This is a genomic window from Sporolactobacillus sp. BBK16-2, from assembly GCF_059878335.1.
The window spans coordinates 2,161,313-2,184,558 of record NZ_CM187611.1; the positions used below are offsets into that span (position 1 = coordinate 2,161,313).

At 45.5% G+C, this 23,246-nt stretch carries 22 protein-coding genes; 3 read left to right on the plus strand and 19 right to left on the minus strand.

Going from position 1 to position 23,246, the window contains the following annotated elements; all coding sequences use genetic code 11:
* Positions 1 to 46 precede the first annotated feature (46 nt).
* The 16 genes from AC6F33_RS10880 to cymR all read right to left on the minus strand — a co-directional run bounded on the left by AC6F33_RS10880 (position 47) and on the right by cymR (position 15,875).
* Positions 47 to 613, minus strand: coding sequence for a YrrS family protein (locus AC6F33_RS10880; protein WP_255745479.1), 567 nt, complete (start codon positions 611 to 613; stop codon positions 47 to 49).
* A gap of 377 nt (positions 614 to 990) precedes the next feature.
* A complete protein-coding gene (gene greA, locus AC6F33_RS10885; RefSeq protein WP_304654708.1) occupies positions 991 to 1,461 on the minus strand; it encodes a transcription elongation factor GreA in 471 nt (156 codons plus the stop codon).
* A gap of 86 nt (positions 1,462 to 1,547) precedes the next feature.
* Positions 1,548 to 2,189 carry a uridine kinase gene (udk, locus tag AC6F33_RS10890; protein ID WP_255745481.1) on the minus strand — a complete coding sequence of 214 codons (642 nt, stop codon included), beginning with the start codon at positions 2,187 to 2,189 and terminating at the stop codon, positions 1,548 to 1,550.
* Positions 2,190 to 2,191: 2 nt separating this feature from the next.
* Entirely contained in the window at positions 2,192 to 2,860 is a 669-nt protein-coding gene (locus AC6F33_RS10895; protein ID WP_500777090.1) for an O-methyltransferase, read from the minus strand.
* Positions 2,861 to 2,894: 34 nt separating this feature from the next.
* Positions 2,895 to 3,983, minus strand: coding sequence for an endolytic transglycosylase MltG (gene mltG, locus AC6F33_RS10900; RefSeq protein WP_255745485.1), 1,089 nt, complete (start codon positions 3,981 to 3,983; stop codon positions 2,895 to 2,897).
* A gap of 137 nt (positions 3,984 to 4,120) precedes the next feature.
* On the minus strand, positions 4,121 to 4,441 hold the full coding sequence (locus tag AC6F33_RS10905) for a DUF1292 domain-containing protein (RefSeq protein WP_255745487.1): 321 nt from the start codon (positions 4,439 to 4,441) through the stop codon (positions 4,121 to 4,123).
* Positions 4,434 to 4,871, minus strand: a complete 438-nt coding sequence (gene ruvX, locus AC6F33_RS10910) for a Holliday junction resolvase RuvX (protein ID WP_255745490.1) — start codon at positions 4,869 to 4,871, stop codon at positions 4,434 to 4,436. Before ruvX ends, AC6F33_RS10905 begins: the two co-directional genes overlap by 8 nt.
* Positions 4,868 to 5,134, minus strand: a complete 267-nt coding sequence (locus tag AC6F33_RS10915; RefSeq protein ID WP_255745491.1) for an IreB family regulatory phosphoprotein — start codon at positions 5,132 to 5,134, stop codon at positions 4,868 to 4,870. Before AC6F33_RS10915 ends, ruvX begins: the two co-directional genes overlap by 4 nt.
* A gap of 37 nt (positions 5,135 to 5,171) precedes the next feature.
* Complete coding sequence (gene alaS, locus AC6F33_RS10920) at positions 5,172 to 7,814, minus strand: alanine--tRNA ligase (protein ID WP_500777091.1); 2,643 nt, start codon at positions 7,812 to 7,814, stop codon at positions 5,172 to 5,174.
* Between the two features lie 330 nt (positions 7,815 to 8,144).
* Positions 8,145 to 9,209: an AI-2E family transporter gene (locus AC6F33_RS10925; RefSeq protein ID WP_500777092.1), complete on the minus strand. Its 1,065-nt coding sequence runs from the start codon at positions 9,207 to 9,209 to the stop codon at positions 8,145 to 8,147.
* A gap of 75 nt (positions 9,210 to 9,284) precedes the next feature.
* Positions 9,285 to 9,482 carry a YrzR-like zinc ribbon domain gene (locus AC6F33_RS10930; protein WP_255745496.1) on the minus strand — a complete coding sequence of 66 codons (198 nt, stop codon included), beginning with the start codon at positions 9,480 to 9,482 and terminating at the stop codon, positions 9,285 to 9,287.
* Between the two features lie 555 nt (positions 9,483 to 10,037).
* Positions 10,038 to 12,359 (minus strand): SF1B family DNA helicase RecD2, encoded by a 2,322-nt coding sequence (gene recD2, locus AC6F33_RS10935; protein ID WP_500777093.1) that lies wholly within the window; start codon positions 12,357 to 12,359, stop codon positions 10,038 to 10,040.
* Between the two features lie 27 nt (positions 12,360 to 12,386).
* Positions 12,387 to 13,043, minus strand: a complete 657-nt coding sequence (locus tag AC6F33_RS10940; protein WP_500777094.1) for a tetratricopeptide repeat protein — start codon at positions 13,041 to 13,043, stop codon at positions 12,387 to 12,389.
* A 39-nt stretch (positions 13,044 to 13,082) separates the two neighbouring features.
* Positions 13,083 to 14,219 (minus strand): tRNA 2-thiouridine(34) synthase MnmA, encoded by a 1,137-nt coding sequence (gene mnmA / locus AC6F33_RS10945; protein ID WP_255745502.1) that lies wholly within the window; start codon positions 14,217 to 14,219, stop codon positions 13,083 to 13,085.
* Positions 14,216 to 15,382 carry a cysteine desulfurase family protein gene (locus tag AC6F33_RS10950; protein ID WP_500777095.1) on the minus strand — a complete coding sequence of 389 codons (1,167 nt, stop codon included), beginning with the start codon at positions 15,380 to 15,382 and terminating at the stop codon, positions 14,216 to 14,218. Before AC6F33_RS10950 ends, mnmA begins: the two co-directional genes overlap by 4 nt.
* Before the next feature lie 70 nt (positions 15,383 to 15,452).
* Positions 15,453 to 15,875 carry a cysteine metabolism transcriptional regulator CymR gene (gene cymR / locus AC6F33_RS10955; RefSeq protein ID WP_255745505.1) on the minus strand — a complete coding sequence of 141 codons (423 nt, stop codon included), beginning with the start codon at positions 15,873 to 15,875 and terminating at the stop codon, positions 15,453 to 15,455.
* Between the two features lie 276 nt (positions 15,876 to 16,151).
* Here cymR and AC6F33_RS10960 point away from each other — a divergent pair, with 276 nt between their 5' ends.
* On the plus strand, positions 16,152 to 17,489 hold the full coding sequence (locus AC6F33_RS10960) for a replication-associated recombination protein A (protein WP_480948368.1): 1,338 nt from the start codon (positions 16,152 to 16,154) through the stop codon (positions 17,487 to 17,489).
* A 112-nt stretch (positions 17,490 to 17,601) separates the two neighbouring features.
* Positions 17,602 to 18,300, plus strand: a complete 699-nt coding sequence (locus tag AC6F33_RS10965) for an RsfA family transcriptional regulator (RefSeq protein WP_480948369.1) — start codon at positions 17,602 to 17,604, stop codon at positions 18,298 to 18,300.
* A 114-nt stretch (positions 18,301 to 18,414) separates the two neighbouring features.
* Here the strand turns inward: AC6F33_RS10965 and AC6F33_RS10970 are convergent, their stop codons facing one another.
* Genes AC6F33_RS10970 through AC6F33_RS10980 form a run of 3 tightly spaced genes read right to left on the minus strand, consistent with a single transcriptional unit; the run spans position 18,415 to position 21,477 of the window.
* Entirely contained in the window at positions 18,415 to 20,577 is a 2,163-nt protein-coding gene (locus AC6F33_RS10970; RefSeq protein ID WP_500777096.1) for a type IV pilus modification PilV family protein, read from the minus strand.
* On the minus strand, positions 20,574 to 21,047 hold the full coding sequence (locus tag AC6F33_RS10975; RefSeq protein ID WP_500777097.1) for a type II secretion system protein: 474 nt from the start codon (positions 21,045 to 21,047) through the stop codon (positions 20,574 to 20,576). The genes AC6F33_RS10970 and AC6F33_RS10975 overlap by 4 nt, the downstream gene beginning before the upstream one ends.
* Positions 21,048 to 21,060: 13 nt before the next feature.
* Positions 21,061 to 21,477, minus strand: a complete 417-nt coding sequence (locus AC6F33_RS10980) for a type IV pilus modification PilV family protein (protein ID WP_500777098.1) — start codon at positions 21,475 to 21,477, stop codon at positions 21,061 to 21,063.
* A gap of 107 nt (positions 21,478 to 21,584) precedes the next feature.
* Here AC6F33_RS10980 and AC6F33_RS10985 point away from each other — a divergent pair, with 107 nt between their 5' ends.
* Positions 21,585 to 23,243 (plus strand): GspE/PulE family protein, encoded by a 1,659-nt coding sequence (locus AC6F33_RS10985; RefSeq protein WP_500777099.1) that lies wholly within the window; start codon positions 21,585 to 21,587, stop codon positions 23,241 to 23,243.
* The last annotated feature ends 3 nt before the right edge of the window (positions 23,244 to 23,246 follow it).

Consider the following 23,246-nt stretch of genomic DNA (forward strand, 5'->3'; position numbering starts at 1 on the left):
TCAAAGTCAGAAACGGACTTTTGAGACATCCTCTGTTTTAATGAATTCATGGTTTTTTTACATTATCCGCTTGCCAATGACCGCCCTTATAGATGAGGTGAACAACGTAGATTGCACTCTGATTATTCTTCGGAGCAACCCGGGCAAGGGAACTGTTCGGCGTTCCGCCATTTCCGAGCCAACGAACAGTCATGTTTGCTTCATCAATTCCCGTTGCTTCGGAAATCGCCTGAACCTGTGCGTTCCAATCCGCTGAACCCATTTCATATGATGCTTGATGGTTCTCATCCGACTCAGTCGGTGATTCAGCACTTGAGCTTGATGATTCAGATTCAGTGCTGCTTGATTCATCGTTCGAAGCCTGACTCGATTCGGAAGATGAAGACTGGTCCTCTTTGCTTTCTTGAGATTGAGTGCTGCTGCTTGATTGCGATGATGACGCCGCTGGCTTTGAATCCGGCGATGTGTGAAAAACTGAAATGAGAATGATACAGCCTATTGCTAAAATAAGCAGTGAGACAATTCCGATCGTCCAACTCAGCAGCCGATCCGTCTTGCTTTTGCGCTGTTCAATGCGAGACGACGAATAACCATTCCCTCTCTGACTTCTCATAAGACATCCTCCTTTTGACCGACGACAATAACTTATGAATAAGCGATCTTTACTGGACCGATCATTTGTTTGTTTCATTCATCTCAGATACAAATGAATGGGTATGTCACTAATTCAAGAAACATGGGCCCGAAACCTGTGATTTAAGCTATTTTTCACAAAATCTGTATTAATAAATTCGAATAGGGCATGTCCTTACTGTCTGTCTCAACAAAAAGCTGTATCAAATGATTCACTGATAAACGTATGCACACACCTATAAACTATGTCATTTGGAAGCAAAGCACCAGCAATTTGTTTCATCGATTCAAAAAAAAACGCAAAACTGCCGGAATGCACCGCATCCGAGCAGAATTGCATCTTCATAAAAAGTGAATTTACTCAACCTTTAAAATTTTGACACGAATGTCACCGCCAGGCGTGCTGACGCTGACTTCTTCACCGACAGAAAGACCAATCAGTCCCTTAGCCATTGGAGAATCATTTGAAATTTTGCCTTTAAAAGGATCGGATTCGGCACTGCCGACGATCTGATAGGTTTCTTCATCACCGTCAGGAAGCTCACGGAAGGTTACCGATTTACCGATTTTGACAACATCAGTTGTTTCATCGTCTTCAATGATCACGGAATTACGAATCATGAGTTCCAATTGTTGAATACGTGCCTCGACAAATGCTTGCTCATCTTTCGCTGCGTCATATTCCGAGTTTTCAGAGAGGTCGCCGAAACCTCGAGCGATCTTAATTCTTTCAACAACTTCTTTTCTTTTTTCTGTCTTCAAGTAGTCCAGTTCATGTTCGAGCTTTTCTTTACCTTCAGCGGTCATATAGTGAAGTTTTTCTGCCATTATTTGCCACACTCCTGAATAGATTTATGATCAACTGTTCATTTTTACCCATTCGGCTGAATTGGGATTGCGTTTACGCGTTCAAGTCACAGTGATTTATTCTTTCCTTCCAGAACGGTACGGATCTTCGTCGCCATCAAATCGATCGCTACCGAATTCTTTCCGCCTTCGGGAATGATAATATCCGCATAGCGCTTCGTTGGTTCGACGAATTGAAGATGCATCGGCCGAACCGCTGTCAAATATTGATTGATCACCGATTCAACACTTCTGCCACGCTCCTCGGTATCTCGAAGCAATCTGCGAATAATACGAAGATCGGAATCTGTATCCACAAAAACTTTAATGTCCATTAAATCGCGAAGACGTTCATCCTCTAGAATCAAAATGCCTTCCAGAATAATTACGTCTTTTGGTTCGACGGGTACAATTTTAGCAGATCTTGTATGTACTGTATAGTCATACACCGGTTTTTTTATCGGGTGGAACTGAAGCAGCTCACTGATTTGAGAAATTAACAAGTCGGTATCGAACGCGAGCGGATGATCATAGTTCGTCAGCAGTCTTTTTTCAAATGGTTTGTCATCCTGAGCCTTATAGTAAGAATCCTGTTGGATGACTGCAATTGATTTGTCCGGAAAGCTGCGATAGATCTCCCGCGTAACCGTGGTTTTCCCCGATCCGGAACCTCCGGCGACACCAATGACAATAGGCTTGTTTCTTTCCATTTTCAACGCTCCCCCTTCGCACGTGATTTTTTTGTACTTACAGCCATGCCGTCTCCTACTGTAAGAAAAATAGTGTCAAAATCATCGCGTTCACTCAGAAAATGATTAAACTCATCAACCTTTTTAACAAGTCGGTGCAGTTGTTTCTTGTGCACTGCGTCAATATCACAAACCAGTCCGTGAAAAAAGACGTTGTCAGTAACGATTACTCCTTGATCGGTCAGCAGTTCGGAGCACTTTTCAAAAAGATGTTCATATTGAGCTTTCGCAGCGTCAATTAATATAAGGTCATATGGAGCCGCGGCTGCAACTTCCGGCAAGTCATCAGTCGCATCACCATCAACGATATGAATCTTACTTTGAAGATTGAGGGTCTCAATATTTTGCGAGGCTTCTTCAATCATTGCCTCATCCCGCTCGATCGTTACAATCATCGCATCATTCCCGGCTGCCAAGGCCATCCGAATCGACGAGTAACCGATCGCCGTACCGAGTTCAAGAATTTTCCGCGCATTTCTCCAGCGAATTAACTGTTGCAGAAACGCCATTGCTGAAGGCTGCATGATCGGAATGTAAATTTCCGCAGCTTTCTTCTCCATTTGGCGAAGCAGATCATTTTCCGAATGGGTAAAAGCAGCTGCGTAATCCGACAGCACTTTAAAATCAACCAACCTGATCTTCCTTTCTGTAACGTGTGAAAACAGTTTACGATTTTTCAGACCACTCATGTCGATACTTCGCTACAATTGCCTGGTGCTCTTGATAGGTTTTCGAATAATAAATTTTACCGTTTGGTCTTGCATAGAAAAACAAGTTCTTCGATGCTGTCGGGTTCAATACCGATTGAATCGCATCCTTTGCAGGAGCCCCTATCGGTCCTATCGGCAAGCCTGTCCGTGTATACGTGTTGTATGGCGTGTCCTTGCGGATATCTTTCAGTGTATAATCGCGATTCCTTTTTTGCCTGCTGTAAATAACCGTAGTGTCCGATTCAAGCCGTTTCTTTTGTTCTAGCCTGTTATAGAATACACCGGCAATCAGCCGACGATCCTTATCCTTTGGGGCTTCCTGTTCAACAAGAGAAGCCATTGCCAGGATTTTATGAAATGAGCCAAGCTTGTTCGCCTTGATCTGAGTTTCATAAGATTTGAATGTATGTTCTGTTTGATCGAGCATTTGATCGATCATTCGGTCAAGTGTCAAAGGATCCTTCTTGGTTACCTTGAAGCGGTAGTTTCCCGGAGCCAGATAACCCTCCAATGGGTATTTGATCCCCTTTGCGAACACTTCATCCGTAAGGAACGTGTATTTTCCGGCATAGTGCGTCTTGACATACGCATGGTCGCTCAGCTTTTTCAAAATGTCCGTTTTATCTAAATTAGCAACAGTAGCCATTTGCTGGGCAATCTCGCTGACCCACATTCCCTGACGAACGTCTACGAGTAAAATCCGCTCGTGGCGTTTGCCATTTTCCAGATCGCTCATTAATTGACCGGTTGACATGGTTTGATTAAACACGTAGGTGCCGGATCGGTAGTTATTCAGATGATTCCATCGTGCGTAAAATTCAAATGCCCATGCCTTTCGAACCAAGCCTTTGTTTTCTAAAATATGTCCAATATCCTTAACAGAAGCTCCGGACGGTATATTTACCGAAATTGGTTGATTGTTCTTCTGATTAACCGGTGACAAAAGACTTGCATAATAACGATTGAATCCCCATGCAGCCCCTGCAATCATCGCAATCAGAATAATTGTGATGGCAGTCAGCAGCCGCCAGTGTTTTTTTATCATAAAAATGAGCCGCTCCCTTCAAGAGTACTCACCAATTATACACTAAAAGATACTTTTTTCTTTCAATAAAAGACATGATTCGCCATGATTTTCCATCAGTAGCGATGCATTGAAAAAGCCCCTGTTCGGGGGCTCATTTATTCTTCGCTTTCATCACTGAACGTATTGATCATTTCTTCAACGATGTCCCATTCTTCGTCGGTCTCGATCGGGAACAGCCTGAAATCATCATCGTCGCCTTCATAACGGAAAGCAAATACTTCCTGTTCTTCATCATCCTCTTGATCCTGTTCTGCCGGTACAACAACAACATAAGACTTGTCCGTTTCCGGAACATCAAAATAGAACAGGACGTCAAATAGATTTTCATCACCGTTTTCTTCGGGAATGACAATGCGTTCTTTCTCTTCGGAATCCGGAAGGAAAATCGGATAATGATTGTGTTCGTGTTCACTCATCGTTTTTTTGCTCCAATCGTTTTTTATCAAGGTAGCTCTGCAGAATAAGAACCGCTGCTTCCTTATCAATCACTTGTTTTCGTTTCTTGCGGCTGAGATCGGCAGCAATCAAGATTCGCTCTGCTGCCACGGTCGTCAGCCGTTCATCCCACAGTTCCACCGGGATCTTGAACTTGCGCCGAACACTTTTTGCGAACCCACGGGAAGCTTCAGCACGCTGCGTTTCCGTCCCGATCAAATCCTTCGGGAGACCGACCACAGCCAGTTCAACTTCATATTCTTTGATTAATTCGCCGATGCGGTCAAACAGAAGATTTTTCTTATGTTCGACATAATGCACAGTTTCAATACCTTGAGCAGTCCAGCCGAGCGGATCGCTGATTGCGACGCCGACCGTAACCGAACCGAAATCCAGACCCATAATTCTCATTCTTTGTCCCATTTCTCTTTGAGATATGCAGTAACCAGTGCTTCAATAATTTCATCACGTTCGAGCCTGCGAATAAGTTTTCGTGCATCCTTATGTCTCGGGATATAGGCGGGGTCCCCCGATAATAGATAGCCAACGATCTGATTAATCGGGTTGTACCCCTTCTCATCAAGCGCATCATAGACTTGAAACAAGACTTCACGCGGATTATGATCCCCTTGATCACCGAAACTGAATTTCATTGTCTTATCCATGATACTCATCCCCCAACAGGAATAATCTCGTGCTCGTTACTGATACTCAGCGAACTGCCGCCTTTTCAATTAAATCGGTAACTGCGTTCAATGCGTCACGTACTTTTTCCGGACGTTTGCCACCGGCTTGAGCCATATCCGGACGTCCGCCTCCGCCTCCGCCACAGATGGTCGCCACTTCCTTGACAATTTTCCCGGCATGGAAACCTTTCTGAATCAAATCCTTTGTCACACCGGCAACAAGATGGACCTTTTCACCGTCAACGGACGCGAGCACAACAACAACCGACTTAAGTTTGTTTTTCAGTTCGTCGGCCATTGAACGTAGCTGGTTCATGTCCATCGTATCAACTTTTGCAGCAATATAAGCGACATCGCCGCTCTTTTTCACAGACTGTTCTAGCTCGCCGGACTTTGCGCTTCCCAGTTTATTCATCAAGGCAGTATTTTCTTTTTCCAGCGCCTTAATCTGCTGCTGCAGGGTATCGATGCGTTCGGCGAGCTGTTCCGGCGCAACCTTAAGCGAAGCAGAAATGGTCTTGACCTGAAGCTTGACTTGATTCAATTTTTCAAATGCCTTTTCCCCGGTTAATGCTTCGATTCGGCGCGTTCCGGCACCGATGCCGCCTTCGCTGACAAGTGTGAACAGCCCGAGTTCAGCCGTATTGCTCACATGGCAGCCGCCGCACAGTTCAATGCTGTAGTCTCCGGCGCTGACGACACGCACGACCTTGCCGTATTTTTCGCCGAAAAGCGCGATCGCGCCTAGTTTTTTCGCATCGTCAATCGGCATCTCTTTCGTTGTGACCGGAAGCTGTTGCCAAATCTTTTCATTCACAATCTTTTCAACCTGCTGCAGTTCTTCCTCAGTCACCTGACCAAAATGTGAGAAGTCAAAACGAAGCCGATCGGCAGATACATAGGATCCTGCTTGGTTTACATGCGTACCAAGTACATCCTTGAGTGCTTGATCCAAAAGGTGAGTTGCTGTGTGGTTCTTTTGAATAGCCAGTCGCGCCTTCTCGTCGATCGCAGCGTTCAATGCATCGCCGACTGCAATCTTGCCGCTTTTAACAATACATGTATGCAGGTTTTGACCATTCGGCGCTTTCTGCACATCATTAACCTCGAGCACAGCCGCCGCGTTCGTCAGAGTCCCTTGATCGGCGACTTGACCGCCCATTTCCGCATAGAAAGGCGTGCGGTCCAAGATCAATTGAACAGTGTCCCCTTCAGAAGCACTGTCAACCGCTTCATTATCTTTGACAAGTGCAATCACCTTGACACCGTCAACAGTGAATTGGTCATAGCCGATAAATTCGCTCGGATCGGTAATATTACGGAGCGTGCCGCTCTGAACCTGCATCGACTTTTGATCTTTTCTGGCCGACCGTGCGCGGTCTCTCTGAGCGTCAAGTTCTTCTTCAAAGCCCGCCTGATCAATTGCCAACCCTTCCTGCTGTGCATATTCCTCTGTCAATTCAACAGGAAAACCGAATGTATCATAGAGCTTGAACACATTCTTGCCTGACAGTTCTTTTTTGCCTTGCGCCTTTGCTTCTGCAATCTGTTCTTTAAGAATCGACACACCTTCATGGATAGTTTCCTGAAAGCGTTCTTCCTCACCGCGAATGACTTTTTGAACAAACGGCGCTTTCTCCAAAACTTCTTTGTAGTAGTCCTTCATTATATCGGCAACAACCGGTACTAATTCAAATAGGAACGGCTTGTCAAGCCCGAGATCCATCGCATAGCGTACCGCACGGCGAATCAGTCGGCGAAGCACATAACCGCGGCCTTCATTTGATGGAAGCGCTCCATCAGCTATTGCAAATGTGACCGTTCGTGCATGATCTGCGATTACTTTGAATGCCGTATTCTTCTTGCCAGCTTGATATTTAGCGCCGGAAAGTTCTTCGATTTTATGAATGATCGGTAGGAACAAATCGGTGTCGAAGTTGGTCTCAGCATCTTGAATCACGCTGACCATTCGTTCCAGTCCCATACCGGTATCAATGTTTTTCTTCGGAAGCGGTGTATGCGTGCCGTCCGGGTTATGATTAAATTGCGAGAACACGAGATTCCAGACTTCCAAATAACGTTCATTTTCCCCGCCCGGAAAAAGTTCGGGATCGTTCGGATCATTGCCGAATGCTTCGCCGCGATCATAGAATATTTCCGTATTCGGACCGCTCGGGCCTTCGCCGATGTCCCAGAAATTGTGTTCCAGTTTAATGATCCGATTTTCAGGAAGCCCAATCTTCTCATGCCATAGTTTATAAGCATCTTGATCATCCGGATAAATGGTCACGGAAAGCTTGTCCGGATCAAAGGCGATCCATTCCGGACTCGTCAGGAATTCCCATGCCCAAGTGATTGCATCTTCCTTGAAGTAATCACCGACGGAAAAGTTGCCCAGCATTTCGAAAAATGTATGGTGGCGTGCGGTGTACCCGACATTTTCAATATCGTTGGTCCGAATCGCCTTCTGTGCGTTACAGATACGCGGATTTTTCGGCACAACACGTCCGTCAAAATATTTCTTCAGTGTTGCAACACCACTGTTGATCCAAAGCAGAGACGGGTCATCAACCGGAATCAATGACGCACTCGGCTCGACCGTGTGTCCCTTTCCTTTAAAAAAGTCCAAAAACATTTGCCTGACTTCCGATGAACTAAGCTGTTTCATCACAAGAACCTCCACTCAATTTACTGCATCATTCATTATGTAAACCACGAGGGCGCTCAACGAAAAAAGCTCTCATCCCATCACCAGGAAGGACGAAAGCTTTCAAGCTTACTCTGCGCCGCAAAATGAAAAGAAACTCCGCGGCATATGTATCACAGCACTCGGTACAACAATCCGCCGGGCGATTGCCCAAGTGAACTGCCGCAGCCGCGGTTAAACTGCGGAAAAGCCGTTCCCGCAAGATTCGACCGGTCATTTGGCTGCTTGCGCTGTCGCTATTCTTTTCGTCTCGGTTTCACTATTCTGCCGTAATTATAGATGAGTCTGCCCTTATTTGTCAATGATTCGGAACCGTTCGTTCACGTGGCGCAGGCAGGTACGGATAATGATAAAACAAGGAATGGCAAGGAGCATGCCAACAATTCCTGCAAGCTCACCGCCGACCCCGACTGCAAGCATAATGTAGAGTGGATGAATCTCCGCGCTCTTGCCAACAACAAGCGGCTCAATGACACTTCCCTCAAGAAACTGAATCAAAATGATCATCAGTACGACGCCTGCCATCGAATAAAAGGACTTCGTTGCGGCGACAAGAACGGCCGGAGCAGCACCGATAAACGGTCCGAAATAGGGAATCAGATCCGTCGAACCGATAAACAATCCGAACACAATCGGATACGGAACCTTAAGAATCCACAATCCGATCGTCGCCATCACCGCCAAAATCGCACATACGGTCAGCTGTCCTCGTATATACTTGCCGATTGATTGATCCATTTCTCCGCATATTTCCGCGGTTTGCCGTCGCCATTTACGCGGTACAAGCAGCAATGCATGCTTTTTGATCGATCCCGCGTCTTTTAAAATATAGAAAGAGAGAAACGGAATGATTAAAAGGGTGAAGAAAGACTGAACAACACCTGAACACCAATCCATAATCCGCTCTCCGGTATGCGTCAGACTGCTTCGTATTCGCGACAGAGCCTCATTCACCTGATCATGCACTGCTTCAGGCGTTGATCCATATACATGATCCAGATTCGTTTGATACAACTTTTCGTAGTTTGAAATGTCATCATCAAGACCTCTGAGTTCATGCAGCAAAACCGGTCCGCCTTTGTAAATTGTTAAGCCAACCACTCCAAAAAAGATCGCATAAATGGCAAGGATTGCGACTGTTCGCGGAAGTCCCATCCGCTGAACACGGCCGACGAGCGGATGAAGCAAATAGGCAATAATTGCTGCAGCAAAGAACGGAACAGCTACATGCAGCAGAAAATGCGCCACCGTACCAATGAGCGGCAGCAGCCTGTAAAATAAATAACCATTCAAAAAAAGCAGCAACGCAATTGATAAGCCCTTCATCCACTGCAAAGCAGTCCATTTCCGCATCATGATCCCTCCAAGCCTAGCATTGCCCAATTACAGACAAAACATGATGCTTTTTGGGAATCCCTAATGAGCGGATCATCAGAATCCGTTTGCCTTCGCCTCAAGATCCGAAGACTGAAACAAGTCATCCAATCCGGTTAAACTTCCATCTTCTTCCACCTGGCTCAGCGATAATTTACCATCTTCAAGGGTCAATTCAATAAAGCAATCCCAGCAATAATATTGGTTGACGCCAATTTTTCCAATGTTCTTACTTGAACAATTCGGACATTTCATTTGTTTTCACCTCAAAATTCAGCGGAGCAACTGCTCTGCCAGTGCTACTCGCATCAATGCCCACTTTTCCAAAAAAGTATACCTAATGTGAAAAATGTGAAGCAGAAACGTTAAAACTAATTTGAGAAAAGTGACAGCGAACTGTGGAAAACTTAAAGCCAATGTATCAAAAATGAAAGTGAACTACGGAGGTTAAAGCTAATTTGAGAAAAGTGACAGCGAACTATGGAAAACTTAAAGCCAATATACTAAAAGTTAATCATTTGGTCCTTCATTAAGTATCGAGCAAAATAAGCGGAAATTTTCCGCTTATATGCACCGTGGAGCTAATTTCGCCGGTAAATAAGGGTAATTTCTCCGCTTATGCAAAGCAAAGCCCTCCATTTTCATGTTTTTCGATTCGATAAGGGTAATTTTTCCGTCTATTTCTCAGATTAGGCGCTTACCTGATCGCGCCAAACCAAATCTTATGACCATATCATCGTACTTAGAAAAAACACAGCCGATCAAAAATCCAATCGGCTGTGTTTCATATTTTTACGCACATGCATTTTCTTACTTTTCTACTTTATCATCATTAGTCGTTTCCGGATCCTCTGCCGGATCCGAAATGAGATGAAGCCGTTCGCGTATTTTCTCCGCCAAGCTGGAATTGCGCCGGTCGACATCATTGCGGCTGACTGCTTGGTTAAACGCCTGTTCGTCGCCGCACAAAACGAGTGAGTCCTTGCTTCGCGTCACAGCAGTATAAATCAGATTACGCTTCAACATCCGATGGTAGCCCTTGACGATCGGCAAAATCACGATTGGGAATTCACTGCCTTGCGCTTTATGAATCGAACAGCAATACGCCAGAGTCAGCTGATTCAAATCATGCTTCAGATATTTGACCTCGATTGAATCAAACGTCACGATGACGGTATCTTCCTTGTCCGTTGTTTCTTTTGCTTTAAAAATAGCAGAAATTTCGCCAATGTCACCATTAAAGACCTGTTCATCGGGATTATTCACTAGTTGAAGCACCTTATCATGGACGCGAAACAAGTGATCACCATAGGTGAGCTCGCGTTTCTGTTCATCCGCAGGATTGAAAAGTTCCTGAAGCGCCACGTTGATCCGCTCAATTCCGGCATTGCCACGATAAATCGGTGCGAGCACCTGGATGTCCTTCGGATGATAGCCCTTCTTTTCCGCGCCTGCCGAGACTTTGCAGATAAGATCGACAACCTGATTCTGGTGGCACTTGAAGAATCGACGATCGTTTTTCGGATCCGTTACGTCCGAGAGCTTTCCTTCCTTAATTTCGTGTGCAAGTTCAATAATCGACGAACCTTGTGCCTGCCGAAAAATATCGGTCAGACGGATCACCGGGATTGCTTCGGACTGGATCAAATCGCTCAGCACTTGGCCGGGTCCGACCGACGGCAGTTGGTCTTCATCACCGACAATCACCATTTTCATTTCTTCCGGCAATGACTTCAGCAGCTGATTGGCGAGCCAGATATCAACCATCGACATTTCATCTACAATAAGCAGCTTGCCCTCAATCGGATTATCCTCATCATGCGCGTAGCCCGCACCGCCGTTCCATCCAAGCAAGCGATGAATCGTTACGGCAGGAAGACCGGTCGATTCCTTCATCCGCTTCGCCGCTCGCCCGGTCGGAGCCACCAGCAGAATCGGATACGGATGATCTTCATCATAATCCTTTGGGTCAAGCGAATAGCTGTTCAGCTCTGCGTAAACCTCAACAATACCTCGAATGACCGTCGTCTTTCCGGTACCCGGCCCGCCTGTCAAAATCATGATCGAGGATTTGATTGCTTCACGAATGGCGACCTGCTGACTCTCCGCATACTGCATCGTCAGCTTGTCCTCCACTTTTCCAAGCGCCTCGAGAAACTCGCTCTCCGAGTATTCATCATCAGCCTCTTGTTCAATCAGCTTCTGAATGCCCGTGACAATCCCCTTTTCCGCAAAAAACAACTGTGGTAAATAGAGATGGTCACCGTCACGCACCAATTTTCCATCCTCTTCAAGCGTATCCAGCTCCCGAGTCAAGTCATCCTCGCTGATCTCTTCTGTTGAAGTCAATAATTTATGTACCTCAGCAATCGTTTCTTCCTCAGGCATGAACACATGACCATCGTTCATTGCCCGCTCATTCAACCAATACAAATATGCGGCCTGAATACGATCAGGGTGATTACCCGATATGCCGAGCCCGGCGGCAAGCTCGTCGGCACGCTGAAAACCAATGCCCTCGATATCTTGAATCAGCTGATACGGATTGTCCTGAATTACTTCTAAACTTTCATTACCATATGCCTGATAGATTTTCATTGCCAGCTGCGAACCGAAACCCAGATCCGACAGACCGATCAATATTTTTTCCAAGCCTTCATTCTTCAATAAAGTATCTGTAATCATCGTACTTTTCTCTTCATCAAGCTTCGGTACACGACTGAGACAGGAAGGATCATTAAGAATCTCGGAAATGGCATTCTCCCCGAGCTCGCCGACAATCGCTTCCGCAGTCTTCTTGCCAATGCCGGGGAATAGATCACCAGAGAGGTAGCTGATCACACCCGACTTGGATTTAGGCAGCAGTTTGCGGTAATTTTCTACTTCGTACTGCTGCCCGTAGCGCGGATGCGTTTTCAGCTTTCCAGCAAATTGATAGGTTTCATAGAGGTGGACGGCGGGAAAGAAACCAACCATCGTAATCTCTTTTTCATTGATGGGCTCATTCGTTTCATCAATTTTGACAATCATCACTGTGTAGCCGTTCTCACTGTTTTGGAAAACAATACGAACTGGTTCGCCTTTAACTGAGGTCTCGTGATCTGGAAAGAGATCCATCGTGCTTTGTTCCATCGTTCCCGTCGTCCTTTCTCTCCATTTTTACCGTTTCTTGTCTAGGGTTTTCAACGCGTTTGAAGCAAGAATATGATGAGGATTCAGCTCCAGCGCCCGTTCGAATGATTGGCGCGCGCTTTCTGTCTGATCTCTGAACGCCGCAATCACACCAAGATTATAATAAGCATCCGCATGTGACGAATTAGCGTCAACGACGGTTAAAAATTGTTTTTCAGCATGATCCAAATCGCCTAGCTTCGCCAACGTAAGCGCGTATTGAAAACGAGCCTCAACATCGGCGCCGTTCAATTCAACAGCACGCTGAAAAGCAGCGAGCGCCTGACCGCTATGCCCTAATTCAAGCGCAGAACGTCCGATCATATAGAAAAGATCACTGTCATTAATTCCTGCTTGCTGCGCATCCGAATAGCAAGTCATCGCTTCCTGATAGTTTCCAAGTTCAAACAAGGCATTTCCACAGCCAAAGGCGGCAGGCCCATTAGATGCGTCCAAAGACAATGCTTTTTTAAAAAAGTTGATTGCGCGTCCGCTGTCGCCCATCGCAATCAACAGGTTGCCGAAATTCGTATACCCTGTCGGATCATCCGGATGTGCAGAGATTGCCTCATCAAGTGCCTTTGCTGCTTGTTCATATTTTCTTGCAGCAATTAAGTGCTGCACCTGTTCCATTGTATCTGCCATATCATTCACCACCATAATAAGAGGAAAAAGACTCGGGCTTCAAAGCGAAGCCGAGTCCGTAAAATCAAGTGCTGTATCTGTTCCTTGGTTCAAAATCGTTGCAATCGTTCCTCCACCGAGACATTCGTCAAAGTCATAAAGAACAACGGACTGCCCCGGTGTTACGGCCCACTCAAGCTCGTCAAAAACAACTTCGATCCGACCGTCGTCAAGCACATGTACCGTGACCGGACGATCCTTTTGACGATAACGGAACTTGGCCGTGCAGTGGAATACACGCTCCTCGGGACTGCCTGAGATCCAATTCACATGGTCGGCAATCAAGCCCTGCGAGTAAAGGGCAGGATGATCAGCACCCGGTGCCACATACAGGATATTTTTTTTCAAATCCTTGCCGCACACAAACCATGGTCCGCCCGGCCCGCCAATGCCGAGTCCTTGACGCTGACCGTTGGTATAGTACATTAATCCGTCATGGTAACCTTTTAACTCACCGTCAATTGTTCGAATCTCACCGCGGTTAGCAGGAAGATAATTGCTTAAGAACTGCTTGAAATTCCGTTCACCAATAAAACAGATGCCCGTGCTGTCCTTTTTCTCGGCCGTTGCCAAATGGTGCTCACGCGCAATTTCGCGGACTTCCGGCTTTTCCAGATCGCCAAGTGGGAACATTACCTTTGAAATCTGTTCCTGAGACAGTTGATTCAGAAAATAAGTCTGATCCTTATTCTGATCCTGAGCACGAATCATCGCTGTTTTTCCGTCGCGTTCTTCAACGCGCGCATAGTGCCCGGTCGCCACATAATCCGCTCCGAGTGCCATGGCATGATCAAGGAATGCTTTGAATTTGATCTCTTTATTACACATAACATCCGGATTCGGCGTGCGACCTAATTTATATTCATCCAGGAAGTACGTAAACACGCGATCCCAGTACTGTTTTTCAAAATTCACCGCATAATACGGAATGCCGATTTGATTGGAGACACGAACAACATCCTCGTAATCTTCGGTAGCCGTGCAGACTCCGTTTTCATCGGTATCGTCCCAATTTTTCATAAAAATGCCAACCACATCATAGCCCTGCTGCTTCAGCAGCAATGCGGCAACGGTTGAATCCACGCCTCCGGACATACCGACAACCACTCTGGTCTGACTGGGGGATTTCTTCGTCACTTTAATTCACTCGCCTTTCCTAGGCTTACGAGATCGCGGACTGATGCCGCGATAATCTTCCCCGCTTCCCGAAGCCTCTCTTCCTGCATGCCTTCACCGAAACTAATACGGATTGAGCTTCCCGTCTCCGGAGCATCTTTTCCAAACATCGCCGTCAACACATGCGACGGTTCAACAGAGCCCGCCGTACAAGCAGATCCGCTTGACACGGCGACACCGGCTAAATCAAGTTTCGTCAATAACGTCTCCACACGTGTGCCTGGAAAATAGAGGTTTAAGACCTGGGGCAGAAAATGTTCTGAATTGCCGTTGACTTTATAATCGACTTGTTCCGCGTCAAGTGTCTCAAGAATGATCTGACGAGCGCGCAGACTCTCCTGAATTCGCTCATGGAGATGTTCGCCAACTTTTTCAACCGCACGTGCAAGGCCGGCGATTGCCGGCACATTTTCCGTACCTGCCCGGCGCTTGCGCTCCTGATCGCCGCCATGTGTGTAGGCTTGAAGCGAAAGCCCGTCGCGTACATAAATGAAGCCGATTCCTTTGGGGCCGCCGATCTTGTGGCCCGCCATTGAGAGCAGATCAATCGGTGTATCCTTGACATCCATATCAGCGGTGCCGAACGCCTGCACGACATCAGTATGAAAATAAGCCTGATGATTGGCTAAGAGATGGGCGATTTCCCGTATCGGCTGAATCGTTCCCACTTCATTATTGCCGAACATGATGGTCACAAGAATCGTGTCGTCTCTTAACTTACTTTTCAAATCGTCGAAGGAAATCCTTCCCGTTCGGTCGACATCCAAATAGTCGACCTCAAATCCCTGACTTTCCAAATAAGCGCATGTTTTGAGTACGCCGTGATGTTCAATTTTCGTTGTAATGATATGTTTCCCTTTATGACTATTGGCAAGCGCCGTACCGAGAATAGCAATATTATCGCCTTCGGTACCGCCGCTTGTAAACACAATTTCTCGACTGCGCGCGCCAATGTACTTCGCAATCTCATGACGGGAATCGTCAACGATCTTGCGCGCCTGTCTTCCGAACGAGTGGATGCTCGACGGATTGCCCACTACATTTTGGTATATGTCCACCATGATCTGCAAAACTTCCGGATCAATAGGCGTCGTCGCGGCATGATCAAGATAAATCGGATCCACCCTAAACACTCCTTTTAATATCCTGAAACCAAGTTCAGGTCGGATTAATTAAGTTGTACCCATTAATCCTTTAAATATAGAACATATCCGGGTCTTGGACCTGCGGATCAGAATCATAATGAATCAAATCGTCCAGTGTTGTCCCTTGAAGGACATCGCGGACCGCATCACGGATCTTCACCCAAAGCTCACGCTTTGCTGGATCGTCATCATCCATGACTTCGACCGGCTGAATCGGTCCCTCCAAGACGCGGATCACATCTGCCGCCGTGATTTCACTCGGCGTCTTCGACAGAACATAGCCGCCATACGCGCCGCGAATACTGCTGACCAGTCCGGCATTGCGAAGCGGGGCAATCAGCTGTTCCAAATAATGTTCCGACAGATCGTGTTCATTAGCGATCGCTTTTAAGGAGAGCGGGCCGCGACCTTTATTTTTCGCAAGCGCCATCATAATCGTTAGACCATAGCGGCCTTTCGTTGAGATTTTCATAACGTTCACACCTCTTCATTCATCCTAAAACAACTGAGTATTCTAGTACATTTATAGTCAATCATTTGTTCCCACGATTTCAAAAAACAAAGTCTGCCTGTCCGTGCCTGCCTCTGCATGCTATATCGCATTTTGGTGAATGACTCCATGCGAACATAGGCACCGATCTATGGTAAACTAAGTTCAGACCTTCAATCATTATAGACGAAAATGATTGACGTTGCACGTAATCGAGAACGATTCATGCAAATACTTATAAACGAGAGGATGATCGGGATGGATCTTTTTGATTTTCCAACCGATGACCAATCCAATTTAAACGGAAGACCGCTTGCCGACCGCATGCGTCCGCAGACATTAGATGAGTTTGTCGGGCAAGAACAGATTGTCGGCAAAGGACGATTGCTCCGTCGTGCCATTCAGGCGGACAAGCTGACACCGATGATTTTCTTTGGCCCTCCGGGAACAGGAAAAACGACGCTTGCTCACATCATTGCCCGTACTACATCGGCGTATTATGAACAACTGAACGCCGTGACTTCCGGTGTCGGCGATTTGCGGAAAATAATCGCTGCCGCCGAAGAGCGACTTAAATTTGATCAGCAAAGAACCATACTTTTTATTGATGAAATCCATCGTTTTAATAAAGGACAACAGGATGCGCTCCTGCCTTCTGTTGAAAAAGGAACCATCATCTTGATCGGCGCAACAACTGAGAGTCCGATGTTTGAGATCAACGCCGCGCTTTTATCACGGTCGCGGCTATTTCGATTCGAACCTTTGTCTGATGATGCGATTCGAACAATTATCAAGAATGCTTTACAAGATAAGCAGCGCGGGTACGGCGAAGTGAACATAAAGCTTGATGCTGACGCACTTGATCATCTCGTCCGCGTTGCAAGTGGTGACAGCCGCACGGCCCTGCATGCTTTGGAGCTCGCCGCACTGACAACCGATCCTGATAAGAGCGGTGTCATTCACATCGACCGCGGCGTCGCTGAGGAATCCATTCAGGAAAAAGTGCTGCAGTATGACAAGAACGGCGACAACCATTATGACACGGTCTCTGCATTCATCAAAAGCATGCGCGGCTCCGATCCGAACGCTACCCTTTACTGGCTGGCGAAAATGATCGCTGCAGGTGAAGATCCGAAATTCATTGCTCGGCGTATTTTCATTCATGCGGCCGAAGACGTCGGCCTCGCTGATCCCAATGCTATTCTTGTCGCCAATGCTGCGGTTACCGCCGTAACTTTCATTGGCTTGCCGGAAGCGCGCATTCCGCTCGCCGAAGCGGCACTCTACGTTGCTACCGCGCCGAAAAGCAACGCTGCGGTCGTCGGTATCGACCAAGCACTCAATACGGTTAAAAACGAGAAAACCGGCGAAGTACCAATTCATCTGCGTGACGCCCATTATAAAGGAGCCGCCAAGCTCGGTCACGGGAAAGACTATCTCTATCCCCATGACTTTGAAGGCGGCTATGTCACGCAGAATTATCTGCCCGAGTCACTGCGCGATAAAGTCTTCTATCATCCGTCACCGCGAGGCTACGAGCGGACCGTACAGAAACGGCTCGACTACTTCGCCGAGCGAGATCAAGAGAAACAGTGAGCAACTTCAGTCAATTGGTATCTTTACCATAAAATGGCGATCGTGTATAAAAGTCTCGCAAGTTGTCAATCCTTTTTACAAATCAACAAGAATGCAAGAAGGAGCATATACCATGACAAAAGTGAGACAAGATGCATGGTCGCACGAAGACGATCTTCTGCTCGCAGAAACCGTCCTGCGCCATATCAGAGAAGGAAGTACACAGCTTGATGCCTTTGAAGAGGTGGGCGACCGGCTGAATCGGACAGGAGCGGCGTGTGGATTCCGCTGGAACGCGATTGTCCGTAGAAAATATGAACAGGCAATTGAAATCGCCAAGAAACAGCGCAAGCAGAAGAAACGTGCCGAGCAGCACGGACGGATCATACGTCCCGTGGCTGCTACCGCATTCCCTGTGATGGAAACTGCTTCACTCCCGGATCCTTCCGAACTCACCTATGCGACGCAGCCTGCACAGCCCGAGCAAAACGTTACAGTAGAAGCTCCCGCCGCAAAGCAGACATTCAGCATGACCGATGTCATCCACTACTTGCAGAGTATGCAAAAAGGCAGTGCAACCAGCGACCGGCTTGACCAAGAGAACACACATCTCAAGGAAGAAAACAGCAAGCTGCAGACACGCGTGAAAGAGCTTGAACAAGAAGTCGTCACACTCACCAAGCGGCAGCAAAGCGTTGAAGATGACTACCAAGCCCTCATCGGCATCATGGACCGCGCGCGCCGCATGGTCGCTTTCCAAGATCAAACCGACAGCTCCGCACCCGCCTTCAAGATGGACGAGAACGGAAACCTAGAGAAGATTGCGAAATAAACACAAAAGAAAATACATATGCCCCCGAGGAACGATGGCTCGGGGGCATAGTTTATATTGAAACAATTTGCAATTTGCATCAGTAAAGTTGAAAGTGTCAACCTCATTATCTAATTAATTGTATTTTGTTTCAGTATTAATTAACACTATAGGTAATTGTCCAGAACCTCCAGAATCTTCTCCAGAATTGTCGCTATTACCATCGTTATTTTGTTGATAACCTATGCGAATAATCCCATTGCTATTCGTTAAAAGGTTAGCTTTATTATTAACGACTAAGCCTTGATCAAAATTCAGTGAATTTGGGTTCGATGCTGGGTCCTGTTTTACATCAGCAGTTCCTTTTATATAGACAGTACCAGCAAAGTGAGAAGCCGGTTTGCCACTGGAATTTGAAAAGGTTAAGTCACCTGCATCAAAAAAATACCCATTAAAATCAACCTTTCCTGCACTGTTTACTGTAACATTACCTTTTACATACACATTCCCAGGATTTGCATTCTGTTCTGGCCCATCAGAAGCATTAGTAATTTTCGGAAGAGTTAAGGTGTCGTTAACCGTCAATGCTCCACCAACATAAAGATTGCCTGCTACACTAGTTATCGCACCACTATTCAAAGTCATAGAATTGGTTGAATAAACATTGCCACCAAAAGTTGTATTTTTATTAATAATTAACTCGCTGCCCGTATAAAAGTCCCCACCAATATTGGTTGTTACAGCTCCCGAATTTATTGTCATTTTTCCTGCTGAATAAACATTTCCATGCATATTTGTTTTGTCGCTAAGCGTTATTTCCCCACCTGAGTAAACATCCGATTGAAAGTCTGTAATCGCACCAGATTTTACAGTTATGGACTTTACTGAGTATACTTTTTGATGGACTGTTGTAGTTTTGCTTAGATCTATCACTCCCCCTGTATAAAGTTCACCAAATATTTCTGTAGGTGCTTGTGATTTGACAGTCAACGATCCACTTGTATACATGGATCTATGTATCGTTGTTTTTGCACTTAAGTCTACTCCGTCTCCTGCATATACACTTCCCGTAATATCAGTATCAGCATTTGTACCATTTACTCTAAAGGTATTCTTTACATACACACTACCGCCAATAGTAGCTTTTGCATTAAGATTAAACGTCTGACCAACATAAACATTCTGACTTATATTGGCAACTGCATTAGTACTATTGATTTGAAAATCATTTTGAACATAAACATTTCCCATAACTGTAAGAGGCGCGTCTAAGTTCAATTTCCCTTTTACGTATAAATCACCTTTAATCACGGTGCTTTTCGAGACATTCATATCACCATTGACCGCCACACTATGCTCAAAAGATACTCCATTAGAGTCATCAACATTAATACTATTAGTAAATTGAACATTATCTGTATAGGTAGAGCCCTTTTTAATCAAGGATTTATCTTGACTGGTTTGATAAGTACTGCTTGAAACAGCATTAGTGATAGTCCAACTTTGTGGGCTACTTGGTACATCTAAAGAAATTGTTGGAATCTGAGTCGGTAGTTGAGCAATATCATTGCTGTAATTTGTATTTTTTTCAAACGATGATTCAATTTGGTTTAATTTGGAATCAAAATCATTAATTTCCGTTTTATATTTCCATCCAACGCATCTCTGATCAGTGTATGGTGATATATAGATATTAAATTTACTTCCATACGTTGGATTGGTTATTTGTTGATAATCACTACTTCCCATAATTAATGCTCCATCCATATATGGCAAATTCAATACATTATCATCATTTGAATTACCCTCGCCGTTCTCGTCAGATGAACCACCCTGATATTCAAAAGTTTTTGATTGTGTAATCGTCTGAGTATCTCCACTAGAATTTCCTTGGCTGGTTATGGTGACAGTAATTTTATTATCTATTGGATCACCGACTTCTCCATGTGTTACTGTATAGCTTGGGTTTCCTTGCATTGAATTCAATGACGAATCTGAACTTGAATTAAGCGGTTCAGGTAATACATCGTCATTCAATTTTTGTTTGAAATTAGACTCTGTAACTCCAGAAACAGTTGCAATCTTCGTTCCAAGTTCTTTATTGTAAGCCTTCAATCCCATCTCAGCGATGTTCAGTGCCTGGGTTTGTGTGGTTTCTTTGCTGAATTGCTTTGTATTGTTAAAGGATACTGATATGACGGTGAGACCGAGAATAGAGAATACAGTGATCACGAGCAAAACGATGATGAGCGCATAGCCTTGTTCCTTTTTTTTCAATAATTGTTTGTTTCGAATCATTGGCTGCTGCTCCCCTCATCCCATGGGTAATTTAATGTTGTGTTCAGATGGAAATTTGGTCCATCGCTACTCGCTCCTGAAGATGTCCGTACCGCAATATCAAAATCGACCTCAAGGCTTGATCCATTTTTTACCGGTTCAGAAGTCGTATCTCCGGATCCGTTTTTGCTATAAAACAAATCTGGATCAGAAATCACTTCATGCTGTGAAGTATCGCTATCATAAGTAAGCTCAACTTTTCCATCGTTAAGCGCGAGCGAAAAAGGTTTATCTGTTTGATCATAAAATGCTCTCGTGATTCTTGCCTGTACGAGATGTGCGTCCGCCTGGAGATCATTTTGTGTCATTGTATTCTGAGCTGATTTTTCTCCGGAGAGCCAGATGCTGAAGATTAATGTAAAACAAATCGTTGCGATAACGATCACCGCAAGCATCTCAACCAGCGTCACACCTCTCGAATTATGTATCATCTTCCTGTACCTCTCAATTGCTGGATGTCGTATAATAGTTGTAAAGTTCTACATAGTTCGTATTGTTGTAGTACGTTCTGACAACAATCGGCTGGTTTTCGTCGCTATCTTTATTTAATACATAGACATAGGTTTCATACGTTGCGTTGCCGACTGTGCTGCTCAAACTATGAATTGTATATTTTGTATTGCTTGGCACAGCTGTCGGCGATGATTGTGAAGAACCCGGATCTGCCGGAAGACTGCTGCCATCCAATATATCTGATAATTTTTTCTGTGCCAGTTGCAACGCGGTCAGCTTGCTGCCGTTGCCGGTGGTCACCTGCTGGGCTTGAATAAAGACATAGGCAAAGGATAGAATGACAATACTCAGTAAAGTGATTGCCGCGATGACTTCAATCAATGTCATGCCGTCTTGTTTTCGGTTCATCAGTCGCAGTCCTTTCGCATCTGTCTCTATGTCTATTCTAATTGGTTTTCTGATAGAATGAAAGTGTCGTTTTTTGATGAAATTGATCAATATCAGGAGGAAGTCACATGCAGCGTACACATCGAAGATTAGGCGACTTGCTCGTTGATTCAGGAATGATTACTCAAGAACAGCTTGCTTCAACCCTTGAACAGAAAGAATCATCGCAAAAACTAGGCCATGCTCTGATTGAGCGCGGCTATATTTCCGAGCAGCAATTAATCGATGCTCTTTCCATTCAACTAAGCATCCCACAAGTGCATTTGGCAAATATTGTAATCGATCACCAGACCGTAAATCTCGTTGACCAGTCCTTTTCGAGACAAAATGAATTAATTTGCTATAAAAAAGTAGACAACACGCTCTTCGTTGCGATGTCGAACCCGCTTAACTTTTACGCCATTGATGATCTACAGATGATGACCGGATTTCAGGTGAAAGTTGCGCTTGCACTCCCGAGTGAGATTACGAGTACAATCAACCGACTTTATAACGAAGAGGATTCCGTCAATGAAATTCTGACATCAATGAATAGTCTACCCGTTGATGAAGGCGATCTAACGACGTCGGAAGACACGCCAATTTTAAAAATTATTAATAAATGTTTGCTCAGCGCTGTCGAGGAACGTGCCAGTGACATTCATATTGATCCTCATGAATTCAGCGTTGTCGTCCGCTTCCGTATCGACGGAGAACTGCACACATATCGGACTTTTCCAAGAGAGATTCTTAGCGTTCTAGTCACGCGTATTAAAGTCATGAGTCAGCTCGATATTACTGAAAAGAGGCTGCCGCAAGATGGTCGTGTAAAGGTGACAATTGGAAAAGATCGGCTTGATCTGCGCGTGTCGACGCTCCCAACCTTGTTCGGTGAACGAATTGTGCTTCGGCTCTTAAATACAAAGGATTTGCTGCTAAAAATTCCTAATGTCGGCTTTACCGAATCGCAGCAGAAATCATTCACAAAAATGATTACCAAGCCAACCGGACTTATGCTGATCACTGGGCCAACAGGTTCTGGTAAGACATCAACACTCTATGCGGCCCTAAATTATTTGAACAACGAAACGCAGAACATCATTACCATTGAGGATCCGGTTGAATACCAAATAGAAGGAATCAACCAGATTCAAACAAACGCACCGGTTGGACTAACCTTTGCTGCCGGACTCCGTGCCATCTTGCGGCAGGATCCGAACGTGATCATGGTCGGAGAGATTCGTGACTCGGAAACTGCGGAAATCGCCATACGTGCGTCACTTACGGGGCACCTAGTCCTGAGTACCTTGCACACAAATGATGTGCCGACAACGATTTACCGTTTGATTGATATGGGCGTCGATCCATTTCTTGTTGCGGCGGCACTCACCGGAGTCGTTGCCCAGCGGTTAGTGCGCCGTGTCTGCCGTGACTGCGCGCATAGTTTTAAACCGACGGCAATTGAGCAGGGATTGTTTGAAAAAGCCGGGCTTGAATGTCCCCCGATGCTGTCTAAGGGGATCGGCTGCAAATCCTGTCACCAAACCGGCTATTTAGGCCGAACGGCGGTTCATGAAATTCTTGAATTGTCGGAAGAAACAGCTGAAATGCTGATTACACACCACTCGTTCAAAGACATTCAAAACCTTGTCAAAGACTCCGGCGGTGTGTCCATGCTTGAAAATGGTCTAGCAAAAGTTTCCGGAGGCATTACCACAGTTGATGAACTACTTAAGATTATCAGTTAACAA

What these genes read in the sequence shown, in the direction of transcription:
- greA (WP_304654708.1), bottom strand. Translation starts at nt 1,461, where the DNA reads ATGGCAGAAAAACTTCACTATATGACCGCTGAAGGTAAAGAAAAGCTC.
- AC6F33_RS10930 (WP_255745496.1), bottom strand. Translation starts at nt 9,482, where the DNA reads ATGAAATGTCCGAATTGTTCAAGTAAGAACATTGGAAAAATTGGCGTC.
- udk (WP_255745481.1), bottom strand. Translation starts at nt 2,189, where the DNA reads ATGGAAAGAAACAAGCCTATTGTCATTGGTGTCGCCGGAGGTTCCGGA.
- AC6F33_RS10925 (WP_500777092.1), bottom strand. Translation starts at nt 9,209, where the DNA reads ATGATGCGGAAATGGACTGCTTTGCAGTGGATGAAGGGCTTATCAATT.
- AC6F33_RS10980 (WP_500777098.1), bottom strand. Translation starts at nt 21,477, where the DNA reads ATGAACCGAAAACAAGACGGCATGACATTGATTGAAGTCATCGCGGCA.
- alaS (WP_500777091.1), bottom strand. Translation starts at nt 7,814, where the DNA reads ATGAAACAGCTTAGTTCATCGGAAGTCAGGCAAATGTTTTTGGACTTT.
- ruvX (WP_255745490.1), bottom strand. Translation starts at nt 4,871, where the DNA reads ATGAGAATTATGGGTCTGGATTTCGGTTCGGTTACGGTCGGCGTCGCA.
- AC6F33_RS10905 (WP_255745487.1), bottom strand. Translation starts at nt 4,441, where the DNA reads ATGAGTGAACACGAACACAATCATTATCCGATTTTCCTTCCGGATTCC.
- AC6F33_RS10985 (WP_500777099.1), top strand. Translation starts at nt 21,585, where the DNA reads ATGCAGCGTACACATCGAAGATTAGGCGACTTGCTCGTTGATTCAGGA.
- AC6F33_RS10940 (WP_500777094.1), bottom strand. Translation starts at nt 13,043, where the DNA reads ATGGCAGATACAATGGAACAGGTGCAGCACTTAATTGCTGCAAGAAAA.
- AC6F33_RS10965 (WP_480948369.1), top strand. Translation starts at nt 17,602, where the DNA reads ATGACAAAAGTGAGACAAGATGCATGGTCGCACGAAGACGATCTTCTG.
- recD2 (WP_500777093.1), bottom strand. Translation starts at nt 12,359, where the DNA reads ATGGAACAAAGCACGATGGATCTCTTTCCAGATCACGAGACCTCAGTT.
- AC6F33_RS10970 (WP_500777096.1), bottom strand. Translation starts at nt 20,577, where the DNA reads ATGATTCGAAACAAACAATTATTGAAAAAAAAGGAACAAGGCTATGCG.
- AC6F33_RS10975 (WP_500777097.1), bottom strand. Translation starts at nt 21,047, where the DNA reads ATGATACATAATTCGAGAGGTGTGACGCTGGTTGAGATGCTTGCGGTG.
- AC6F33_RS10960 (WP_480948368.1), top strand. Translation starts at nt 16,152, where the DNA reads ATGGATCTTTTTGATTTTCCAACCGATGACCAATCCAATTTAAACGGA.
- cymR (WP_255745505.1), bottom strand. Translation starts at nt 15,875, where the DNA reads ATGAAAATCTCAACGAAAGGCCGCTATGGTCTAACGATTATGATGGCG.
- AC6F33_RS10880 (WP_255745479.1), bottom strand. Translation starts at nt 613, where the DNA reads ATGAGAAGTCAGAGAGGGAATGGTTATTCGTCGTCTCGCATTGAACAG.
- mltG (WP_255745485.1), bottom strand. Translation starts at nt 3,983, where the DNA reads ATGATAAAAAAACACTGGCGGCTGCTGACTGCCATCACAATTATTCTG.
- AC6F33_RS10915 (WP_255745491.1), bottom strand. Translation starts at nt 5,134, where the DNA reads ATGAGTATCATGGATAAGACAATGAAATTCAGTTTCGGTGATCAAGGG.